Source organism: Mesorhizobium kamtschaticum, assembly GCF_056174585.1.
The window spans coordinates 450,967-466,350 of record NZ_CM149691.1 but is presented as its reverse complement, the minus strand read 5'-3'; the positions used below and the strand labels follow the sequence as shown (position 1 = coordinate 466,350).

At 61.2% G+C, this 15,384-nt stretch carries 17 protein-coding genes and 1 tRNA gene; 11 read left to right on the top strand and 7 right to left on the bottom strand.

Going from position 1 to position 15,384, the window contains the following annotated elements:
* Position 1: 1 nt before the first annotated feature.
* Positions 2-817 carry an ABC transporter ATP-binding protein gene (locus AC0V7N_RS02220; RefSeq protein ID WP_475454311.1) on the bottom strand — a complete coding sequence of 272 codons (816 nt, stop codon included), beginning with the start codon at positions 815-817 and terminating at the stop codon, positions 2-4.
* Positions 818-1,031: 214 nt separating this feature from the next.
* Between AC0V7N_RS02220 and AC0V7N_RS02215 the strand changes: the two genes are divergently transcribed.
* The 4 genes from AC0V7N_RS02215 (at position 1,032) to AC0V7N_RS02200 (ending at position 5,171) form a co-directional block, all read left to right on the top strand.
* Entirely contained in the window at positions 1,032-1,904 is an 873-nt protein-coding gene (locus AC0V7N_RS02215) for a dimethylarginine dimethylaminohydrolase family protein (protein WP_475454309.1), read from the top strand.
* Positions 1,874-2,551 carry a TetR family transcriptional regulator C-terminal domain-containing protein gene (locus AC0V7N_RS02210; protein ID WP_475454307.1) on the top strand — a complete coding sequence of 226 codons (678 nt, stop codon included), beginning with the start codon at positions 1,874-1,876 and terminating at the stop codon, positions 2,549-2,551. The genes AC0V7N_RS02215 and AC0V7N_RS02210 overlap by 31 nt, the downstream gene beginning before the upstream one ends.
* A gap of 93 nt (positions 2,552-2,644) precedes the next feature.
* Positions 2,645-4,225, top strand: a complete 1,581-nt coding sequence (locus tag AC0V7N_RS02205) for a 5-guanidino-2-oxopentanoate decarboxylase (protein ID WP_475454305.1) — start codon at positions 2,645-2,647, stop codon at positions 4,223-4,225.
* Positions 4,226-4,463: 238 nt separating this feature from the next.
* On the top strand, positions 4,464-5,171 hold the full coding sequence (locus AC0V7N_RS02200; RefSeq protein ID WP_475454303.1) for an SDR family NAD(P)-dependent oxidoreductase: 708 nt from the start codon (positions 4,464-4,466) through the stop codon (positions 5,169-5,171).
* A 104-nt stretch (positions 5,172-5,275) separates the two neighbouring features.
* Here AC0V7N_RS02200 and rpsA read toward each other — a convergent pair whose 3' ends face one another.
* From rpsA to aroA, 4 genes are all read right to left on the bottom strand, one after another.
* The gene (gene rpsA, locus AC0V7N_RS02195) at positions 5,276-6,973 is read right to left on the bottom strand and encodes a 30S ribosomal protein S1 (RefSeq protein ID WP_496627681.1); all 1,698 of its coding nucleotides are present in this window, start codon (positions 6,971-6,973) and stop codon (positions 5,276-5,278) included.
* Positions 6,974-7,182: 209 nt separating this feature from the next.
* Positions 7,183-7,827, bottom strand: coding sequence for a (d)CMP kinase (gene cmk, locus AC0V7N_RS02190; RefSeq protein ID WP_475454301.1), 645 nt, complete (start codon positions 7,825-7,827; stop codon positions 7,183-7,185).
* Positions 7,828-7,860: 33 nt separating this feature from the next.
* Positions 7,861-8,364 carry a hypothetical protein gene (locus AC0V7N_RS02185; RefSeq protein ID WP_475454299.1) on the bottom strand — a complete coding sequence of 168 codons (504 nt, stop codon included), beginning with the start codon at positions 8,362-8,364 and terminating at the stop codon, positions 7,861-7,863.
* A 56-nt stretch (positions 8,365-8,420) separates the two neighbouring features.
* On the bottom strand, positions 8,421-9,779 hold the full coding sequence (aroA, locus tag AC0V7N_RS02180; protein WP_475454297.1) for a 3-phosphoshikimate 1-carboxyvinyltransferase: 1,359 nt from the start codon (positions 9,777-9,779) through the stop codon (positions 8,421-8,423).
* Positions 9,780-9,985: 206 nt separating this feature from the next.
* Between aroA and AC0V7N_RS02175 the strand changes: the two genes are divergently transcribed.
* The 4 genes from AC0V7N_RS02175 to AC0V7N_RS02160 all read left to right on the top strand — a co-directional run bounded on the left by AC0V7N_RS02175 (position 9,986) and on the right by AC0V7N_RS02160 (position 11,832).
* Positions 9,986-10,372, top strand: a complete 387-nt coding sequence (locus AC0V7N_RS02175; protein WP_496627680.1) for a TIGR02300 family protein — start codon at positions 9,986-9,988, stop codon at positions 10,370-10,372.
* Positions 10,373-10,544: 172 nt separating this feature from the next.
* Positions 10,545-10,620: transfer RNA gene (locus tag AC0V7N_RS02170), tRNA-Ala, on the top strand.
* A gap of 243 nt (positions 10,621-10,863) precedes the next feature.
* Positions 10,864-11,067, top strand: a complete 204-nt coding sequence (locus AC0V7N_RS02165; RefSeq protein ID WP_475454295.1) for a hypothetical protein — start codon at positions 10,864-10,866, stop codon at positions 11,065-11,067.
* A 99-nt stretch (positions 11,068-11,166) separates the two neighbouring features.
* Entirely contained in the window at positions 11,167-11,832 is a 666-nt protein-coding gene (locus tag AC0V7N_RS02160) for a hypothetical protein (protein WP_475454293.1), read from the top strand.
* Between the two features lie 87 nt (positions 11,833-11,919).
* On the opposite strand, the gene AC0V7N_RS02155 is transcribed toward AC0V7N_RS02160, so the two are convergent.
* Entirely contained in the window at positions 11,920-12,129 is a 210-nt protein-coding gene (locus AC0V7N_RS02155) for a hypothetical protein (protein WP_475454291.1), read from the bottom strand.
* A 246-nt stretch (positions 12,130-12,375) separates the two neighbouring features.
* On the opposite strand from AC0V7N_RS02155, the gene AC0V7N_RS02150 reads away from it, so the two are divergent.
* Together AC0V7N_RS02150 and AC0V7N_RS02145 are read left to right on the top strand one after the other, a co-directional pair.
* A complete protein-coding gene (locus AC0V7N_RS02150) occupies positions 12,376-12,567 on the top strand; it encodes a hypothetical protein (RefSeq protein WP_475454289.1) in 192 nt (63 codons plus the stop codon).
* A 1,023-nt stretch (positions 12,568-13,590) separates the two neighbouring features.
* Positions 13,591-14,346, top strand: coding sequence for a CDP-diacylglycerol diphosphatase (locus AC0V7N_RS02145; RefSeq protein ID WP_475454287.1), 756 nt, complete (start codon positions 13,591-13,593; stop codon positions 14,344-14,346).
* Between the two features lie 117 nt (positions 14,347-14,463).
* Here AC0V7N_RS02145 and AC0V7N_RS02140 read toward each other — a convergent pair whose 3' ends face one another.
* Positions 14,464-14,757, bottom strand: coding sequence for a hypothetical protein (locus AC0V7N_RS02140; RefSeq protein ID WP_496627679.1), 294 nt, complete (start codon positions 14,755-14,757; stop codon positions 14,464-14,466).
* Between the two features lie 286 nt (positions 14,758-15,043).
* Here AC0V7N_RS02140 and AC0V7N_RS02135 point away from each other — a divergent pair, with 286 nt between their 5' ends.
* Positions 15,044-15,265 (top strand): hypothetical protein, encoded by a 222-nt coding sequence (locus AC0V7N_RS02135; protein WP_475454283.1) that lies wholly within the window; start codon positions 15,044-15,046, stop codon positions 15,263-15,265.
* The last annotated feature ends 119 nt before the right edge of the window (positions 15,266-15,384 follow it).

Genomic DNA, 15,384 nt, shown 5'->3' with positions numbered 1-15,384 from the left:
CCTAGCCGATGTTGCGGATGAACTGCTTCAGCCTTTCGGATTTCGGCGCGCCGAAGATCTGCTCCGGCGGGCCTTCTTCCTCGACCAGCCCGTTGTAGAGATAGACGACGTGGGTCGCGACCTCGCGGGCGAACTTCATTTCGTGGGTGACCAGCACCATGGTGCGGCCCTCGCGCGCCAGGTCGCCGATCACCTTCAGCACCTCGCCGACCAGCTCGGGGTCGAGCGCCGAGGTCGGCTCGTCGAACAGCATGACGCGCGGATTGATGGCGAGCGCGCGGGCGATCGCCGCGCGCTGCTGCTGGCCGCCCGACAGATAGGCGGGATAGACGTCGCGCTTTTCGGCGAGCCCGACGCGCACCAGCAGCTTTTCGGCTTCGCTGATCGCCACCTCGCGCTTGACGCCGAGCACATGGACGGGAACCTCGATGACGTTTTCGATCAGCGTCATGTGGCTCCACAGGTTGAAATTCTGGAACACCATGCCGAGCTTGGAGCGGATGCGCTCGATCTGCCGGCGGTCGGCGGGAATGGTGTGACCGTGGCTATCCGCCCTGAGTTTGATCTCTTCGCCGTTGACGCGGATGATGCCGCTGGTCGGGTTTTCCAGGCAGTTGATGCAGCGCAGCAGCGTCGATTTGCCTGAGCCTGAGCCGCCGATGATGGCGATCACCTCGCCATCGCGCGCCGACAGCGACACGCCCTTCAGCACATGCAACTGGCCGAACTTCTTGTGCAGGTTCTCGACATGGATGGCTTCGGCGGCGCCGTCCTGCGCCTTGCCGGATTGGACTGCGGCAGCTTCCACCGCGCTCACCAGGTGACCTCTGTATGGTCGGCGGCAGTTCGTCGAACGTCCATTCGGCTAATCAACATATACGCTGTACTGCCCCGCTCCAGACTTCAGCATGGACCCAACGGCGCGAGCCCGTCAATCCCACTCATTACGGCACTTGCGAGCTTGTTGTGCAAGTGTATAAATAGCTCTCCATGAAATTTTCTCGATTTTTTTCAGCTAAAAAAGGGCTTCGATGAGCGCTTTCGGATCACAGTCCATGGCGGCGCCGCTGCAGCGCGTGCTGATGCGGTCGGCGGCCAACGCCATGCGCAACGCCGACAGGGCTGCCTGGCACTATGGCCCAGGATTCAATCCGGCGAAAGCAGCATCGCAGCACGCGCTCCTTGCTCAACTGGTGGCGGCTTCCGGCGCCGAAATCGAATGGATCGAGGACAGGGCCGATGGACTTTCGGATTCGGTGTTCACGCACGACCCATCGCTGATGACCGACCGCGGCGCGCTGATTCTGTCCATGGGCAAGCCCTTGCGCGCCAGGGAGCCCTCGCTGCATGAGGAAACCTACAGAAGACTGGGCATCCCGATCCTCGGCCGCGTTGAAGCGCCTGGCCAGGTCGAAGGCGGTGATTGTGTATGGCTGGATGCCCGCACGCTGGTGATTGGGCGCGGTGTCCGCTCCAACCAGGAAGGCATCCAGCAGGTTTCCAACCTGCTGGCACCGCTGGGCGTTTCCGTCTACGGCTTTGACCTGCCGCTGTGGCAGGGCGAAGAGGCCTGCCTGCATCTGATGTCGGTGATCAGCCCGCTGGCCGACGACCTCGCTTTGGTCTATTCCCCGCTTTTGCCGGCCCCGTTTTATCAGATGCTGAAGGCGCGCAACATCCGGCTGGTCGAAGGCGACGCCGAAGAGTTCGCGGCTTCCAACGGCCTCAGCCTGAACGTCCTGCCGACCAGCCCATTCAAGGTCATTGCCGTTGCAGGCTTTCCAAAGACCAAGGCCGCGATGGAAGCCGCCGGGTGCACGGTCGAAATCTTCGAGGCGGATGGGCTCTGCATCGCCTGCGAGGGTGGGCCGACATGCCTGACGCGACCGATCCTGCGCCAATGAATGTGCCATCCCGCCGCAGGTTCCGTCGCGAGGGCGAGGAGCGGCGGCGGCAAGATCTGATCGAGGCAACTCTGGACAGCGTGGCGGAACATGGCCTGCAGGGCGCCACATTACGCACCATCGCGTTGCGTGCCGGCGTCACAGCTGGGCTCATCCGGCACTATTTTCCCGGCAAGGAAGAATTGCTGCAGGAAGCCTATGCTGCGCTCATGGGCCGCATGACCGAGCAGGCGAAAGCGGCGTTGGTCATGGAAGATGCCTCGCCGCGCCAGCGCCTTGCGGCTTTCGTTACCGCCAACCTCAACGCGCCGATCATCGACGCGCGGGTGTTTTCGCTCTGGGCAACCTTCATCGGCCGCGCCGGTGCGGACCCGGCCCTGGCTCGTGCTCACCGTGAAGGCTACCTTGGCTTTCGCAACGAGGTGGAAGCCGTTGTGGCCGAGGTGCTCGCTGCAGAACAGCGCGAGCCGGACGCAAACCAGTTGCGCCACCATGCGATTGCGATCAACGCGATCATCGACGGGCTCTGGGTAGAAGGCTGCCTGGCCGGCGAGATGTTCTCGCCTGGCGAATTGGCGGCGATTGGCATCAAGACTATCGAGGCCGAACTGGGCCTCGCGCCGCTAAAGCAATTCCAGGAAAAGTGACATGCGGTTTTCCGTCCGGAATTGCGTTGAAAACAAAGGGACCGAGCCGATCACTGTTTCCGAACAGTGATCGGCTCTAAGGGGAGAAAACCAATGACAACGCTCGGCGAAGCCCTCATCACGCTGCTCGAAGCCCATGGCGTTGACACCGTCTTCGGCATTCCGGGCGTGCACACGGTTGAGCTCTACCGTGGCCTGGCGCGCTCGAAAATCCGCCATGTCACGCCGCGCCATGAGCAGGGCGCCGGCTTCATGGCCGACGGCTATGCCCGCGCCAGCGGCAAGCCGGGCGTCGCCTTCGTCATCACCGGGCCGGGGCTGACCAACACCATCACTGCCATGGGGCAGGCGCGCGCCGATTCGGTGCCGATGCTGGTCATATCGGGCGTCAACGCCATGCCGACGCTGGGCAAGGGGCTGGGCTTCCTGCATGAGCTGCCGGACCAGCGCGGCATGATGGAAAAGGTGGCGCTGTTGTCGCAGCGCGTCACCCAGGCCAGCGAATTGCCCGGTGCATTGGCGCAGGCCTTCGCCCTGTTTTCATCGTCGCGGCCCGGCCCGGTGCATATCGAGATCCCGACCGATGTCATGGTCAAGCCGGCTGACGGCATCGCGGCACTGCTGAGCAACGCGGCACCGCCGGCGCCGGACGGCGCGGCAATTGCGAGCGCGGCCAAACTCATCGCCACTGCCCGCCGTCCACTGATCCTGGCCGGCGGCGGCGCCAAGCGCGCCGAAGCGCCCTTGCGGCGCCTGGCCGAGAGATTGGGTGCGCCGGTCGTCGAGACCACCAATGCGCGCGGCCTGCTGCACCGCCACCCGCTCTGCGTGCCGGCAAGTCCGAGCCTGAAGGCGGTTCGCGCGCTGATGGCGGACGCCGATCTGGTGATTGCCGCCGGCACCGAATTCGGCCCGACCGACTATGACGGCTATGGCGACGGTGGCTTCGTGCTGCCTTCCAACCTGATCCGCATCGACATTGGCGCCGACCAGCTCGCGCGCCGCCCGGTGACGGTTGGCATCCAGGCCGATTGCGCCGAGGCAATCGAAGCCCTGCTTGCTGCCATCGGCTCCGCTCATGTGGCCGCGCCAGACGGCGAGGCACGCGCCGCCGCGACGCGCAAAGCGGCGGTCGCCGAGCTGAGTCCGGCCTATCTGGCACAGGTGCATGCCGTGGAGATGATCCGCGACACGCTGCCGGGCGCGATCATCGTCGGCGACTCGACGCAGCCGATCTACGCCGCGAACCTCTACTACGACCACGACCGGCCGGCCGGCTGGTTCAATGCCGCCACCGGCTTCGGCGCACTTGGCTATGGCCCGCCCGCGGCTATCGGTGCCGCCCTTGCAATGCCCGACGTGCCGGTCGTCTGCCTGACCGGCGACGGCGGCTTCCAGTTTACGTTGCCGGAACTGGGTGTCGCGCTTGATTCCGACGCGCCGGTCATTTTCGTGGTCTGGAACAACAGGGGCTATCGCGAGATCGAGACCTCGATGCTCGATGTCGGCGTCGAACCCGTCGGGGTCTCGCCGGCGCCGCCGGATTTCTGCAAGCTGGCCGAAGCCTATGGCATATCAGCCGAACGGCTGGCCGATATCGGCGCCTTGCCACAGGCGCTGAAGCGCGCCCGGGCAACCGGATTGCCGTGCGTCATCGAAATCATGGTCGATTGAAGCCTTCAGGCCGGCGTTGATTTTCCAACCTGCATCGGACCCTTCGCCGGCTCGGCTGTTGTACCGCGACAGCCGGATGGCTGACGGCATTGCCATTATATGCGTCCCGACGCATGCAAAGACGTGACGGCTGCCATGTCGAGATATCAGTTGAGTGATCGCCCGAAAGGCGCGACGCTTCGCGTCGGCGCGGCTAACAAGCGACGAAATCATAAAAATACGACAGGAGCGGTCCAGGATGACGGAAACACTTCAAGGCAGACATATCGTTGTGACCGGTGGAACCGGCGCGCTCGGCGGTGCGGTGGTTGGCCGGCTGCTGGAACAGGGCGCGATCTGCCACGTGCCGAACGCGCACGCCGCCGCACCCCAGCATTTTCCCTTCGCTGAACATGAGAGCGTCAAGCTGGCGCACAATGTCGACCTGTCGGACTCCGCCAAGGTTGAAGCCTTCTACGCCCAGGTTCCTGCCTTGTGGGGATCGGTCCATCTCGCCGGCGGCTTCGCCATGGCGCCGGTGGAAAAGATCGAATCGGCGTCCTTCGCCGAGATGATGGATACCAACGCCCGTACCACCTTCCTGTGCAGCCGCGCGGCGATCCGCTCTATGCTGGCGTCGGGCACATCAGGCCGCATCGTCAACGTCACCGCGCGCGCCGGGCTCGACCCCAGGCGCGGCGCCGGCATGGTCGCCTACACGGCAAGCAAGGCGGCGGTGGCGGCCATGACGGTGGCGATGGCGGAAGAGCTCAAGGCCAAGGGCATCCTGGTCAATGCCGTGGCCCCGTCGACGCTCGACACGCCGGCAAACCGCGCCGATATGCCGGATGCCGATTTCGCCAAATGGGTCAGCCTGGAAGCGGCGGCCGAGGCCATCGCCTATCTCGCTTCGCCCGCCAACCAGGCGATGAGCGGAACGCTGGTGCCGCTCTACGGCCGGGCATAGCTCAGCATCCGTCGAGCTGGCTTTCGCCAAAGAAAAACCCCGCCGGATCGCTCCGGCGGGGTTTTTTGTATGAAGTGACGTCGCGTGCGGGGCGCGCGGCGGCCTTAGCTGCCCTGCTTCTTCAGCGCGGCACCCAGGATGTCGCCCAGCGAAGCGCCGGAGTCGGTCGAGCCGTACTGAGCGACCGCTTCCTTCTCTTCGGCGATTTCCAGCGCCTTGATCGAGACCTGCAGCTTGCGGGTCTTCTTGTCGAAGGCGATGACGCGGGCGTCGACCTTCTGGCCGACGGTGAAGCGCTCGGGGCGCTGCTCGTCGCGGTCACGGCTGAGGTCGGAACGCTTGATGAAGGTCTCGATGCCGCTGTCGACCAGCCGCACTTCCAGACCGCCATCCTTGACGCCGATGACTTCACAGGTGACGACGGCGTTCTTGCGCAGTTCGCCGCTGTTGGCTGCCTCGCCGACCGTATCCTTGGCCAGCTGCTTGATGCCGAGCGAGATGCGCTCCTTCTCGATGTCGACGTCGAGCACCTGCGCCTTGACCATGTCGCCGCGATTGTACTCTTCGATGACCTGCTCGCCCGGACGGGTCCAGTCGAGGTCGGAGAGGTGCACCATGCCGTCCACGTCGCCTTCCAGGCCGATGAACAGGCCGAACTCGGTCTTGTTCTTGACCTCGCCCTCGACCTGGCTGCCGACCGGATGGCTGCGCGCGAACGCTTCCCACGGATTCTCAAGCGTCTGCTTGAGGCCGAGCGAGATGCGGCGCTTGGCCGGGTCGACCTCGAGCACGACAACGTCGACTTCCTGCGTCGTCGACAGGATCTTGCCGGGATGCACGTTCTTCTTGGTCCACGACATTTCCGAAACGTGGATGAGGCCTTCGATGCCCGGCTCCAGCTCGACGAACGCGCCGTAGTCGGTGATGTTGGTGACGGTGCCCTTGATCTTCTTGCCGATCGGGAACTTGGTGCCGATCTCGGACCACGGATCGCTCTCGAGCTGCTTCATGCCGAGCGAGATGCGGTGGGTTTCCTGGTTGATGCGGATGATCTGCACCTTGACCGTCTGACCGATGTTGAGGATTTCGGTCGGATGGTTGACGCGGCGCCATGCCATGTCGGTGACATGCAGCAGGCCGTCGATGCCGCCGAGGTCGACGAACGCACCGTAATCGGTGATGTTCTTGACGACGCCTTCGACAACCTGGCCTTCTTCGAGGTTCTGCACGATTTCCGAACGCTGTTCGGCGCGGCTCTCCTCGAGCACGGTGCGGCGCGATACCACGATGTTGCCGCGGCGGCGATCCATCTTGAGGATCTCGAAGGGCTGCGGGTTGTGCATCAGCGGGGAGACGTCGCGGATCGGGCGGATATCGACCTGGCTGCGCGGCAGGAACGCCACGGCGCCGTCGAGGTCGACGGTGAAGCCGCCCTTGACCTGGTTGAAGATGACGCCTTCGACGCGCTCACCCTTGGTGAACTTCTCTTCGAGACGGACCCAGCTCTCTTCGCGGCGGGCCTTTTCACGGGAAAGCATCGCTTCGCCAAGCGCGTTCTCGATGCGCTCGACATAGACTTCGACGGTGTCACCGACCTTGAGGGTGGTGTCCTTGCCCTTGACGCCGAATTCCTTCAGCGGCACGCGGCCTTCGACCTTGAGGCCGACGTCGATGATGGCCATGTCTTTTTCAATGGCGGTGATGATGCCCTTGACGACCTGGCCTTCGCCGGAATGGCCGGCGGTAAAAGATCCTTCGAGCAGGCTCGCGAAATCATCGCGAGTGGGATTTGCAGCTGACATATTTTCTCCTGGAGTGCCCCGCATCTCTGAGCGGGACGGGCGCCGTGGGTTAGCGTTGCGTTGGCCTGCCGGCGTTCCGGGCTTAAAAAAGCCCTGGGCCGCTTTCTAAGCGGCAATTCCGGCGCATGAAGAATGCTGGCAGGCTGGTTCGTGCCCGATATGGGTATTTTCTATGCTTCCGGCAACGGAAACACGGGAGAAAACCCGGATCAGGCCTTGTTTCTCCTGGCCAGCGCGTCGTCGATGATCGCCATGGCCGCGAGAAACGCGGCTTCTATAGCCATTTCGCTGGTATCAAGCAAGTGCGCGTCGGCGGCCGGCTTCAGCGGTGAGTCGGCACGGCCCATGTCGCGCTCGTCCCGGCGCGCGATATCGGCGAGGATTTCAGCAAAGTTGGCGGTGCCGCCGATGCTTTCGATCTCGGCCAGCCGGCGCCTTGCCCGCACCTCCGCACTCGCCGTCACATAGAGTTTGATGTCGGCATCGGGGCATACGACTGTGCCGATGTCGCGCCCGTCCAGCACCGCGCCCGGCGGCGTCCTGGCAAACGCGCGCTGCTTTTCGACCAGGATGCGCCGCACGGTCGGGAAAGCGGCGACCTTCGAGGCCGCCTCGCCAACGGCATGCGCAGACAGCACCGCCCGGTCGAGCTTGGCCAGATCGACCTGGCGCGCGGCGGTTTCGGCTGCCGAGACATTGTCGAGCGGCAGGGCGTGCTGGATCAGCGCATAGGCCACCGCGCGATAAGTGAGGCCGGTGTCGAGCAGGTTCAGCCGGTAGTGGTCGGCGAGACGCCGGGCGAGCGTGCCTTTGCCGGCACCGGCGGGGCCGTCGATGGCGATGGTAAAGGGCAATTCGCTACCTCGAAGACTTAATGCTTGTAAGTGCTAGGGTCGAAACTGGAAACCCGCATCTTTCAGCTTCAGAGCCTCATTTCCAGCGTAAAAGCCACTGTGCAGATGATTTAGATTTTTCCGGACTAGGCGTAGCAGTGCGTCGCCAATCTTGGTGAACGTCGCACGCTTCTCCACCAATTGCCCAAGATCGTCGAAGTCGCGCGCTTGGAGATAAAATCGACCCTGAAAAATTGAACTGCCTTCGGTCCGGCATGGGTTGTACTGTATCACAGGTGAGCGGCTGAGATCTGGATCATACGTATCGTTGTATGGGTTGTGCTCCCAAACGATTTCCTCACTCAGTGCCTTGGGAACGAGATGAAAGCCCTCGACCTTGTGGTCCAGGTGCACCCGTTCAAATTTTTCTTTCAGCAAGGGGGTCGGAATCTTCGACTGGCTGTTGATCACCGCGAATATCCCCTTTGAAAGGATGATAGACTGAAGCTCAGTTTGATCTTTGTCTGACAACCAGAAATTGACCTGCCTGCCCATCATTGCCGCGGTTCCGACATTGCGCCCTTAGACACGAGAACTGCACGTTGACGCAGGAATCACCCGATCTCCGCGCCCAGCCCCGTCATCAGCCCCATGAACTCCGGAAAGCTCGTTGCGATCATGTTGGCGTCGTCGATGGTCACCGGCTTTTCCGTCGCCAGCCCCATCACCAGAAAGCTCATGGCGATGCGGTGGTCGAGATGCGTCTTCACCGTCGTATCCAGGCCGTTCGGATGCCTGCCCAATCCCTTGCCACCGGGCTTGCCGCGCACGGCAAGCGAAGCCTCGCCCTCGGTGCAGTCGACGCCGTTGAGCTTCAGCCCGTTGGCGACGGCCGCCAGCCGGTCGGATTCCTTCACCCGCAGCTCTTCCAGCCCCTGCATCAGCGTCTCGCCTTCGGCGAAGCTGGCGGCAACAGCCAGCACCGGGTACTCGTCGATCATCGACGGTGCCCGCTCCGGCGGCACGGTGACGCCCTTGAGCTCGGAATAACGCACGCGCAGGTCGGCGACATCCTCGCCGCCGGCATTGCGCGGGTTCAAGATGTCGATCTGGCCGCCCATTTCCTGCAGCGTCAGCAAAAGTCCTGTGCGGGTCGGGTTCATCAGCACGTTTTCGATGACAATGTCGGAACCCGGCACGATCAGCGCGGCGACCAGCGGGAAGCCGGCCGAGGACGGGTCGCCGGGCACGGCGATCGTCTGGCCGGTCAGTTTGCCCTGGCCCTCGATGAAGATGTGGCGCACGCCGCGCTCGTCGGTCTCGACCGACAGATTGGCGCCGAAGCCCTTCAGCATCTTTTCAGTATGGTCGCGCGTCATCACCGGTTCGATGACGGTGGTGATGCCCGGCGTGTTGAGGCCGGCGAGCAGCACCGCCGACTTCACCTGCGCCGAGGCCATCGGCACGCGGTAGGTGATCGGAGCGGCGTGCTTGGGTCCATGCAGCGTGATCGGCATGCGGTCGCCGGGTGTGGCCTTCAGCACCTGCACGCCCATCTGGCGCAGCGGCTCGAGCACGCGGCCCATCGGCCGGCCGGACAGCGAGGCGTCGCCGATGAAGGTGGTTTCCATGTCATAGGTGCCGACGAGGCCCATGGTCAGCCGCGAGCCGGTGCCGGCATTGCCGAAATCGAGCGGGCCTTCCGGCTGCAAGAGTGCGCCATTGCCGGTGCCGCGGATCACCCATTCGGGGCCGCGCTTCTCTATATGCGCGCCCATCGCCTTCATGGCCGCGCCCGTGCGCATCACGTCCTCGCCTTCGAGCAGGCCGGTGATGCGGGTTTCGCCGGAGGCGAGCCCGCCGAACATGAAGGAACGGTGCGAGATCGACTTGTCGCCCGGCACGCGGGCCGTGCCGGAAAGGGCTGACGATTTGCGGGCGGTGGCCGGCTTGGCAGCGGCGGCGTGAGACATGGAATTTCCCTGGACGGAATGCCGGCGTGCCGGCGCTTTTCATTTGTTGCGGCGGTCTCGTATCACGGCGGGGTGAAATGGTCATCCCCTATGGTCGTCACTTGCCGCGAGGCCTTTCAGGACTTGGTTTTGTGACGCCGGCTTTTCGCTTTGACAGCGCTGCAAACTGTGGTTAAGGGGACCACTCTTTATTGACGAGGCTCGCCGTGGCAAAAAACGAACTTGGCACAAAACGCATCGACCCGGAAACGGGCCGAAAATTCTACGACCTGAACAAGGACCCGATCGTCTCGCCCTACACCAACAAGACCTATCCGCGTTCCTATTTCGAGGAAGGCAAGATCGCCGCCATCGAAGAGGAAGAGGAAGTGGCCGAGAAGGAAGTGGACGCCGAGGACGAAGAAGGCGTTGAAGTCGTTTCGCTCGAAGAGGCCGACGAGGACGTCAAGGGTGACGACCTGCCGGACCTCGGCGATGACGAGGATGTCGATCTCGGCGACGACGAGGATGACACTTTCCTTGCCGACGAAGAGGAAGAAGACGACGACGTTGCCGACATGATCGGCGTCGGCGACGACGACGACGAGGTCTGATCGACCTGAGACGTGAGCGTTTGCAGGCTTTCTCGGCCTGTGAACAAAAAGCCGCTCTTCAAGGCTTGATATCTGGGAAAGGCGGGGTTAGAAGCCGCCTGCACTAACGGCGCGGTGTTCCAACCCGTGCTGATCTCTTCGCCGGAAACGGCGCCGGCTGACTGCCGGAAGTGGGGCCATAGCTCAGTTGGGAGAGCGCTTGAATGGCATTCAAGAGGTCGTCGGTTCGATCCCGATTGGCTCCACCAAGTTTCCTAGAATGATTTCAGATAATTAGCTGCTAACCCTCTTAGGGCTGACGCTTCCGAAGACGGTCGGGGCACCGCCGGGGCATCGCGAGGCTCATTTTCGAGCTTGCCTTCCGCGCGCAATGTCCAGCATCGCGAAATCCTGTGGCCGGCGCGCCGATATCATGCGGTGCGGCCTTTCTTCCGCCACCCGAAGCGCGTTCGTAGCCCCTTCACGTATTCACTGAGTACAAAGGATTTCACATGGCTGCTACCGCAGTTCTGGTCTGGTATCTGGTAATCGCAGGTCCGCAAGGCGGCATGGTCGTGCTGCCCAACACCTTCGACAAGCGCGAACAGTGCACCGCCGCCATCACGGAATATCAGAAGCAGCCGGCGCCGACCGGTTGGTCGTTGCAATGCGTCCCCAGCGCCTCCCCGTTCACCGACAATGGATCAGCCGAATAGCTGCGGTTCGCTTTCCGGCTGCCTATCCAACGCATGCGAATTGCCCGACATGGAATGACGTGCAATCATCATTCGAACGCTTTGCAGGGGGGAATATCCATGGCGTTCGACTATTGCCATCCGACCGCGCCGCACAAAAAGCTGCGCTTGCCCAACTGGTATGTTTCCAGCCTTATGATGGATAGGGCGCTCGATGCTGTGGCGCGCAAGGTCAAGACACTCGACCGCAAGCACGACATCCCCTATCTCGCCGGCTATTCGAAGGATGGGAAGACGATCTATATCGACCGGCATATGCCCAGCGAATGGGAATATAAGGGCCGCAAGATCAACACCGACCGTTTCCTATTGTTGCACGAGGAGGTCGAGAAGTCTTTGATCGACCAATTGGACCTGCACTATCTGCACGCCCACCAAATCGCCACTCGGGCGGAAGAAGCCGCAGTGCGAGCGGCCGGCATCTCCTGGCGTGACTATGACCGCTTCATGCAGAAGTACGTGAAGACGATGGACGATGAACGGCTTACCAAAGTGCCGGCAGACCTCGACCTCAAGCCCTACCGCGACGAACACGATACCGATCTGCTGGAGCGCATGGCGACTAGTATCGAGAAGGGCATTCACCCCGCAGGCGTCGACAAGGCCAAATTGCACGCCAAGATCAAGGGCCAACTTAAGACGGTCATGACCCACACGCATCAGCCGAAGGGCCGTGCGGCGGCGAAGGCCAACCCTGCCGCGAAGAAGGCGACGAGGCCGCGTTAGCCAAGGCAAGTCAGGACCACCGTGGAGAGCCACTGTGGCTCTCCTTTCGCGGACCGAGGCCTAGCCGTCTCAGGCGTGGTGTTGGGCTCACCGTTTTATAAGGCCTTCGGCCGATTTTAGGTGCCGCGCGAAAATCGCCAGCTTGTTGGGGTAGGTGAGCCGCACCTTGGCCTTGCAGCCGTCGCATTTGAAACTGGCGATCACTACAAGCCATGAGCCACTCTTCACCATTGGAGATGAACAGTTGGGGCATTGAAACTCCATCGGAACGTCGCGCAGTTTATCGGAGAGGGGCATGGCGTCCATTCTTAAAAGTCGGCGATCAGTACCCAACAAACTGAAGGGCCGAAAGTTTCATGGCTGGCCCTTTTGCGCATAAAATATAACGCGGATCGGGCTGACTGCCGAGTTGATCATTTCAAGCTATCCCAACTGCTCATTAGATCGGCGGAAAGCGCCCTGAAGCCAGGGCGAGAAATTGGCCGGCGCCATTTTATTAGCAATAACTAATGTGCTATGTCTGCGCATGTCGGGGGCTTTGCCATGACTAAGGCGCCCAAGGGGCACCACGATGCCGACCAGGTGATGACAACCTATGTCGTGAGCGTATTCGAGGCGCCGCACTGGCGCACCGTGCTGACTACCGAGGATAAGGCCAAAGCGCTGGCCTGGGCGAGAGAGATCGGCGACAAGGTGCGGGTCGAAGAGATCACGCCGAAGGTGAAACGGCACTAGAATAGTTTGATTAGCCTAGCGACCCGCGCGCCAACGCCGATGATCAATTGGCCGTCGTTGGCGGCAAAGTCCCAGCAGCAGAATGCCAGCCAACCAAAGAGCAGAAGCGAAAAGCGCATGCACCAAGCTCTAAATTAGCTGAATTGAATAATGCCTAAATGGCACGGACTTGAGGGAACGATCGCATTAGCTTCATGAGAAAAGGCCGGCGCCATCGAGGAGAGAGGGTTGCCTGATTTGGCGCCGGCCAGACGGTCCCACTAGGTCCGCCGCACTTTAGCGATAGCTGATTCTTGACGTCACGTCATGTGGTTCGGCCACTAAGCCTTTGCTTTCAGCTTCGCAGGCACCTTCTTTACTGCCGTCTCAGGCACTGACTTGCGGCCCAGGACGCGCGGGGCTCGAGTCCACGTGCCAATCTTCAGGAACGGGCTGAGCGGAGGTCGCCAAGCTCGTTGTCCTCGCCGGATAGTCGTTTGAGTTAAGGGACTTCCCGATGGTGCGAGGGCACTCCACACCCTGGCCCGCCCGTCCTCGGATTCGGCTCTGGTCAATTGCTACGTTTGCACAACCTGTCGCGTTCCAAAGTCGACAACAGCAAAAGTCCGCCACATGCGCGACACCGAACTGATCGAGCAGTCCGGCTGCTGACGTAAATAGTGGCGCGCGGAGCGCTGTTTTGCCTCGATCCTTGACAGGTCGCCTCATCGCGAGGCAATCCTTAGCCTTGAGGGCGAAATAGGGGACGACAAATGAAGAAGACATACGAAAAGCCTGTTCTGACCAAGCGTGATCGTCTCGGGTCCGTGACGGCCCTGGCGGTTATTTCTGGGCCGGTGGCCTGACAATCGGTCATTTCAAAAAGCCCGCGACCGAAGCCATCGGGCTTTCTGTTGCGTTCCCCGCTATAGTTCCATCGTGAGGGGATTGGCCAGATCCTAGCGGTAGCCCTGCGATTGTATGATGACCCGAACTCTGTCCTTCGAGATTCTCGCGCTGGTTGTTTGAGATTAAAAAGGGACAATGTTGCAGGGCTTCACAAAGTGTAGGAAGCTTCGGCTGTTCGTGACATTGTTGGTCGCCCTGTCTGTCACTGCGGGCTACGCTTTCTTTAAACGCAAAATATTATGGGAGTTTGTGCAGGCCTGCGCGCTCGCAAGTCCGCGCCTTGGCGTCGCCTTCCCCTGCGAAGAGGTGATACTGACCAAGCAAGGGGATTATGGATCGGTCCTCATCAAATCACCTCTACACCGGACCGAGTATCTGCTGGCCCCAATCACAGCAGTTGCGGGCTTGGAGAGCCCATCCGCCCGTTCCACTGATAGCGCCCAACTATGGAACCGAGCATGGGAAGCCCGACAGAAAGTTGAAGCAAGACTCGGACATGGCCTGCCCCGATCAGCCGTTGGCTTGGCCGTGAATTCCCGAATTGAGCGGTCCCAGGACCAGTTACACATCCACGTCGATTGCTTGCTAGAGTCGGTGGAAAGGACGCTTGCCTTAGATGGGCCGAAGAAAGACGGGCCTTGGCAACCGGTTCCACTGATCTTGAAGGGGCATCCATATTGGATAATGGCAGTGGATGAGCCGGATCTGCGAACCACTAACGTGGTCGGCCTGGTTGTTGCCGGTTTGCCTCAGGCACGACACGCTATGGATGATCTAAATGTACTCGTCGTCGGGGCAACGCTGGCTGACGCGAGGCCGGGATTCTATATTCTGGCGAACTGGGGAAAGGCAGCTGAGCGCCTCCTTGATCACAGATGTACTTCGCGCTAGGCCACCGCCAGCCGGTCATCCCCGGCGTTTAGCGAGGCGGTCGAAGCTGCTGCCGCACAAAGAGTATAATGCCCGCCACAATGAGGCAGCGGGCCAAATGCGACAGGTCGTCGTATTTCAGTAGTGGTAGTAGTGCCTATGGTGGTGATGCCTGTGGTGGTGGTAATGCCGGTAATAGTGCCGGTGGTGGTATCGGTAGTACGGGCGATATTGCTCCTCATAGTACTGGTCACCACCATAGTAATCTCGGTTGTAATAGTGGCGATAGGGGGGCGGAAATCCTCCGAAGCCACCAAAAAAGTCACCGTTGTAGCCCCCGAAGGGCGAGAAGAGAAATTGCGCTTGCGTCGGTTCAACTACAGCGGCCGTGCCAGCAATCGCGAGCACGGATGCGAGTATCAGCTTCCTCACGGTTACCTCCATCGGTTCGATTGTGAATAACGCGAAGGCTGGCCGACTCGTTCCTCCCGCGACCGGGCTCTGGATCAGTTTCCGCAGTCGCGTGCAAAAGCCCGCCACAGTGACGGCAGCGGGCTAAATTGCATCCGACGCAACGTGCTGCAGCTCATTAAGCAGCGCCGCCTTCGCTTAGGCTCGTTCCATTCCATACGGTTTTGTAAGCAGACCGCCATGCCGGCGCCAAAGTCGTTCACGAACTTGGGAATGTAGGGACAAGCTCGCTGAATGGAGAAATGAAATGTTTCGCAAAGTAGCCATTGCCACTGCACTCGTAGCCGTTTGCAGTATGCCAGCTTTCGCAGCCACAGAATATTGGGTGGCAAAGGATGCCACCACGAAGAAGTGTGAAGTCGTTACGAAAAAGCCGGACGGAACGAAATTGACGGATGCCGGCAAGAAAACCTACGCCACTAAGGGCGATGCCGACAAAGCCCTGAAGCTTCTGGCCGATTGCAAATAATTTGGTAGCGCTCTCTAGCGTAATCTTCAGACCCGTCCCAGGCGTGGCTTGGGGCGGGCTTTTTTTGAATACAAGGTACAAATAGAACTGCTGTGAGAGGCTTAGTAGGAAAGGTCATT

Coding starts and splice junctions, on each gene's coding strand:
- AC0V7N_RS02160 (WP_475454293.1), top strand. CDS start 11,167: ATGGCGTTCGACTATTGCCATCCGACCGCGCCGCACAAAAAGCTGCGC.
- aroA (WP_475454297.1), bottom strand. CDS start 9,779: ATGTCTCACGCCGCCGCTGCCAAGCCGGCCACCGCCCGCAAATCGTCA.
- AC0V7N_RS02145 (WP_475454287.1), top strand. CDS start 13,591: ATGTTGCAGGGCTTCACAAAGTGTAGGAAGCTTCGGCTGTTCGTGACA.
- AC0V7N_RS02215 (WP_475454309.1), top strand. CDS start 1,032: ATGAGCGCTTTCGGATCACAGTCCATGGCGGCGCCGCTGCAGCGCGTG.
- AC0V7N_RS02150 (WP_475454289.1), top strand. CDS start 12,376: ATGACTAAGGCGCCCAAGGGGCACCACGATGCCGACCAGGTGATGACA.
- AC0V7N_RS02135 (WP_475454283.1), top strand. CDS start 15,044: ATGTTTCGCAAAGTAGCCATTGCCACTGCACTCGTAGCCGTTTGCAGT.
- AC0V7N_RS02185 (WP_475454299.1), bottom strand. CDS start 8,364: ATGATGGGCAGGCAGGTCAATTTCTGGTTGTCAGACAAAGATCAAACT.
- AC0V7N_RS02200 (WP_475454303.1), top strand. CDS start 4,464: ATGACGGAAACACTTCAAGGCAGACATATCGTTGTGACCGGTGGAACC.
- AC0V7N_RS02205 (WP_475454305.1), top strand. CDS start 2,645: ATGACAACGCTCGGCGAAGCCCTCATCACGCTGCTCGAAGCCCATGGC.
- AC0V7N_RS02165 (WP_475454295.1), top strand. CDS start 10,864: ATGGCTGCTACCGCAGTTCTGGTCTGGTATCTGGTAATCGCAGGTCCG.
- rpsA (WP_496627681.1), bottom strand. CDS start 6,973: ATGTCAGCTGCAAATCCCACTCGCGATGATTTCGCGAGCCTGCTCGAA.
- AC0V7N_RS02155 (WP_475454291.1), bottom strand. CDS start 12,129: ATGCCCCTCTCCGATAAACTGCGCGACGTTCCGATGGAGTTTCAATGC.
- AC0V7N_RS02210 (WP_475454307.1), top strand. CDS start 1,874: ATGCCTGACGCGACCGATCCTGCGCCAATGAATGTGCCATCCCGCCGC.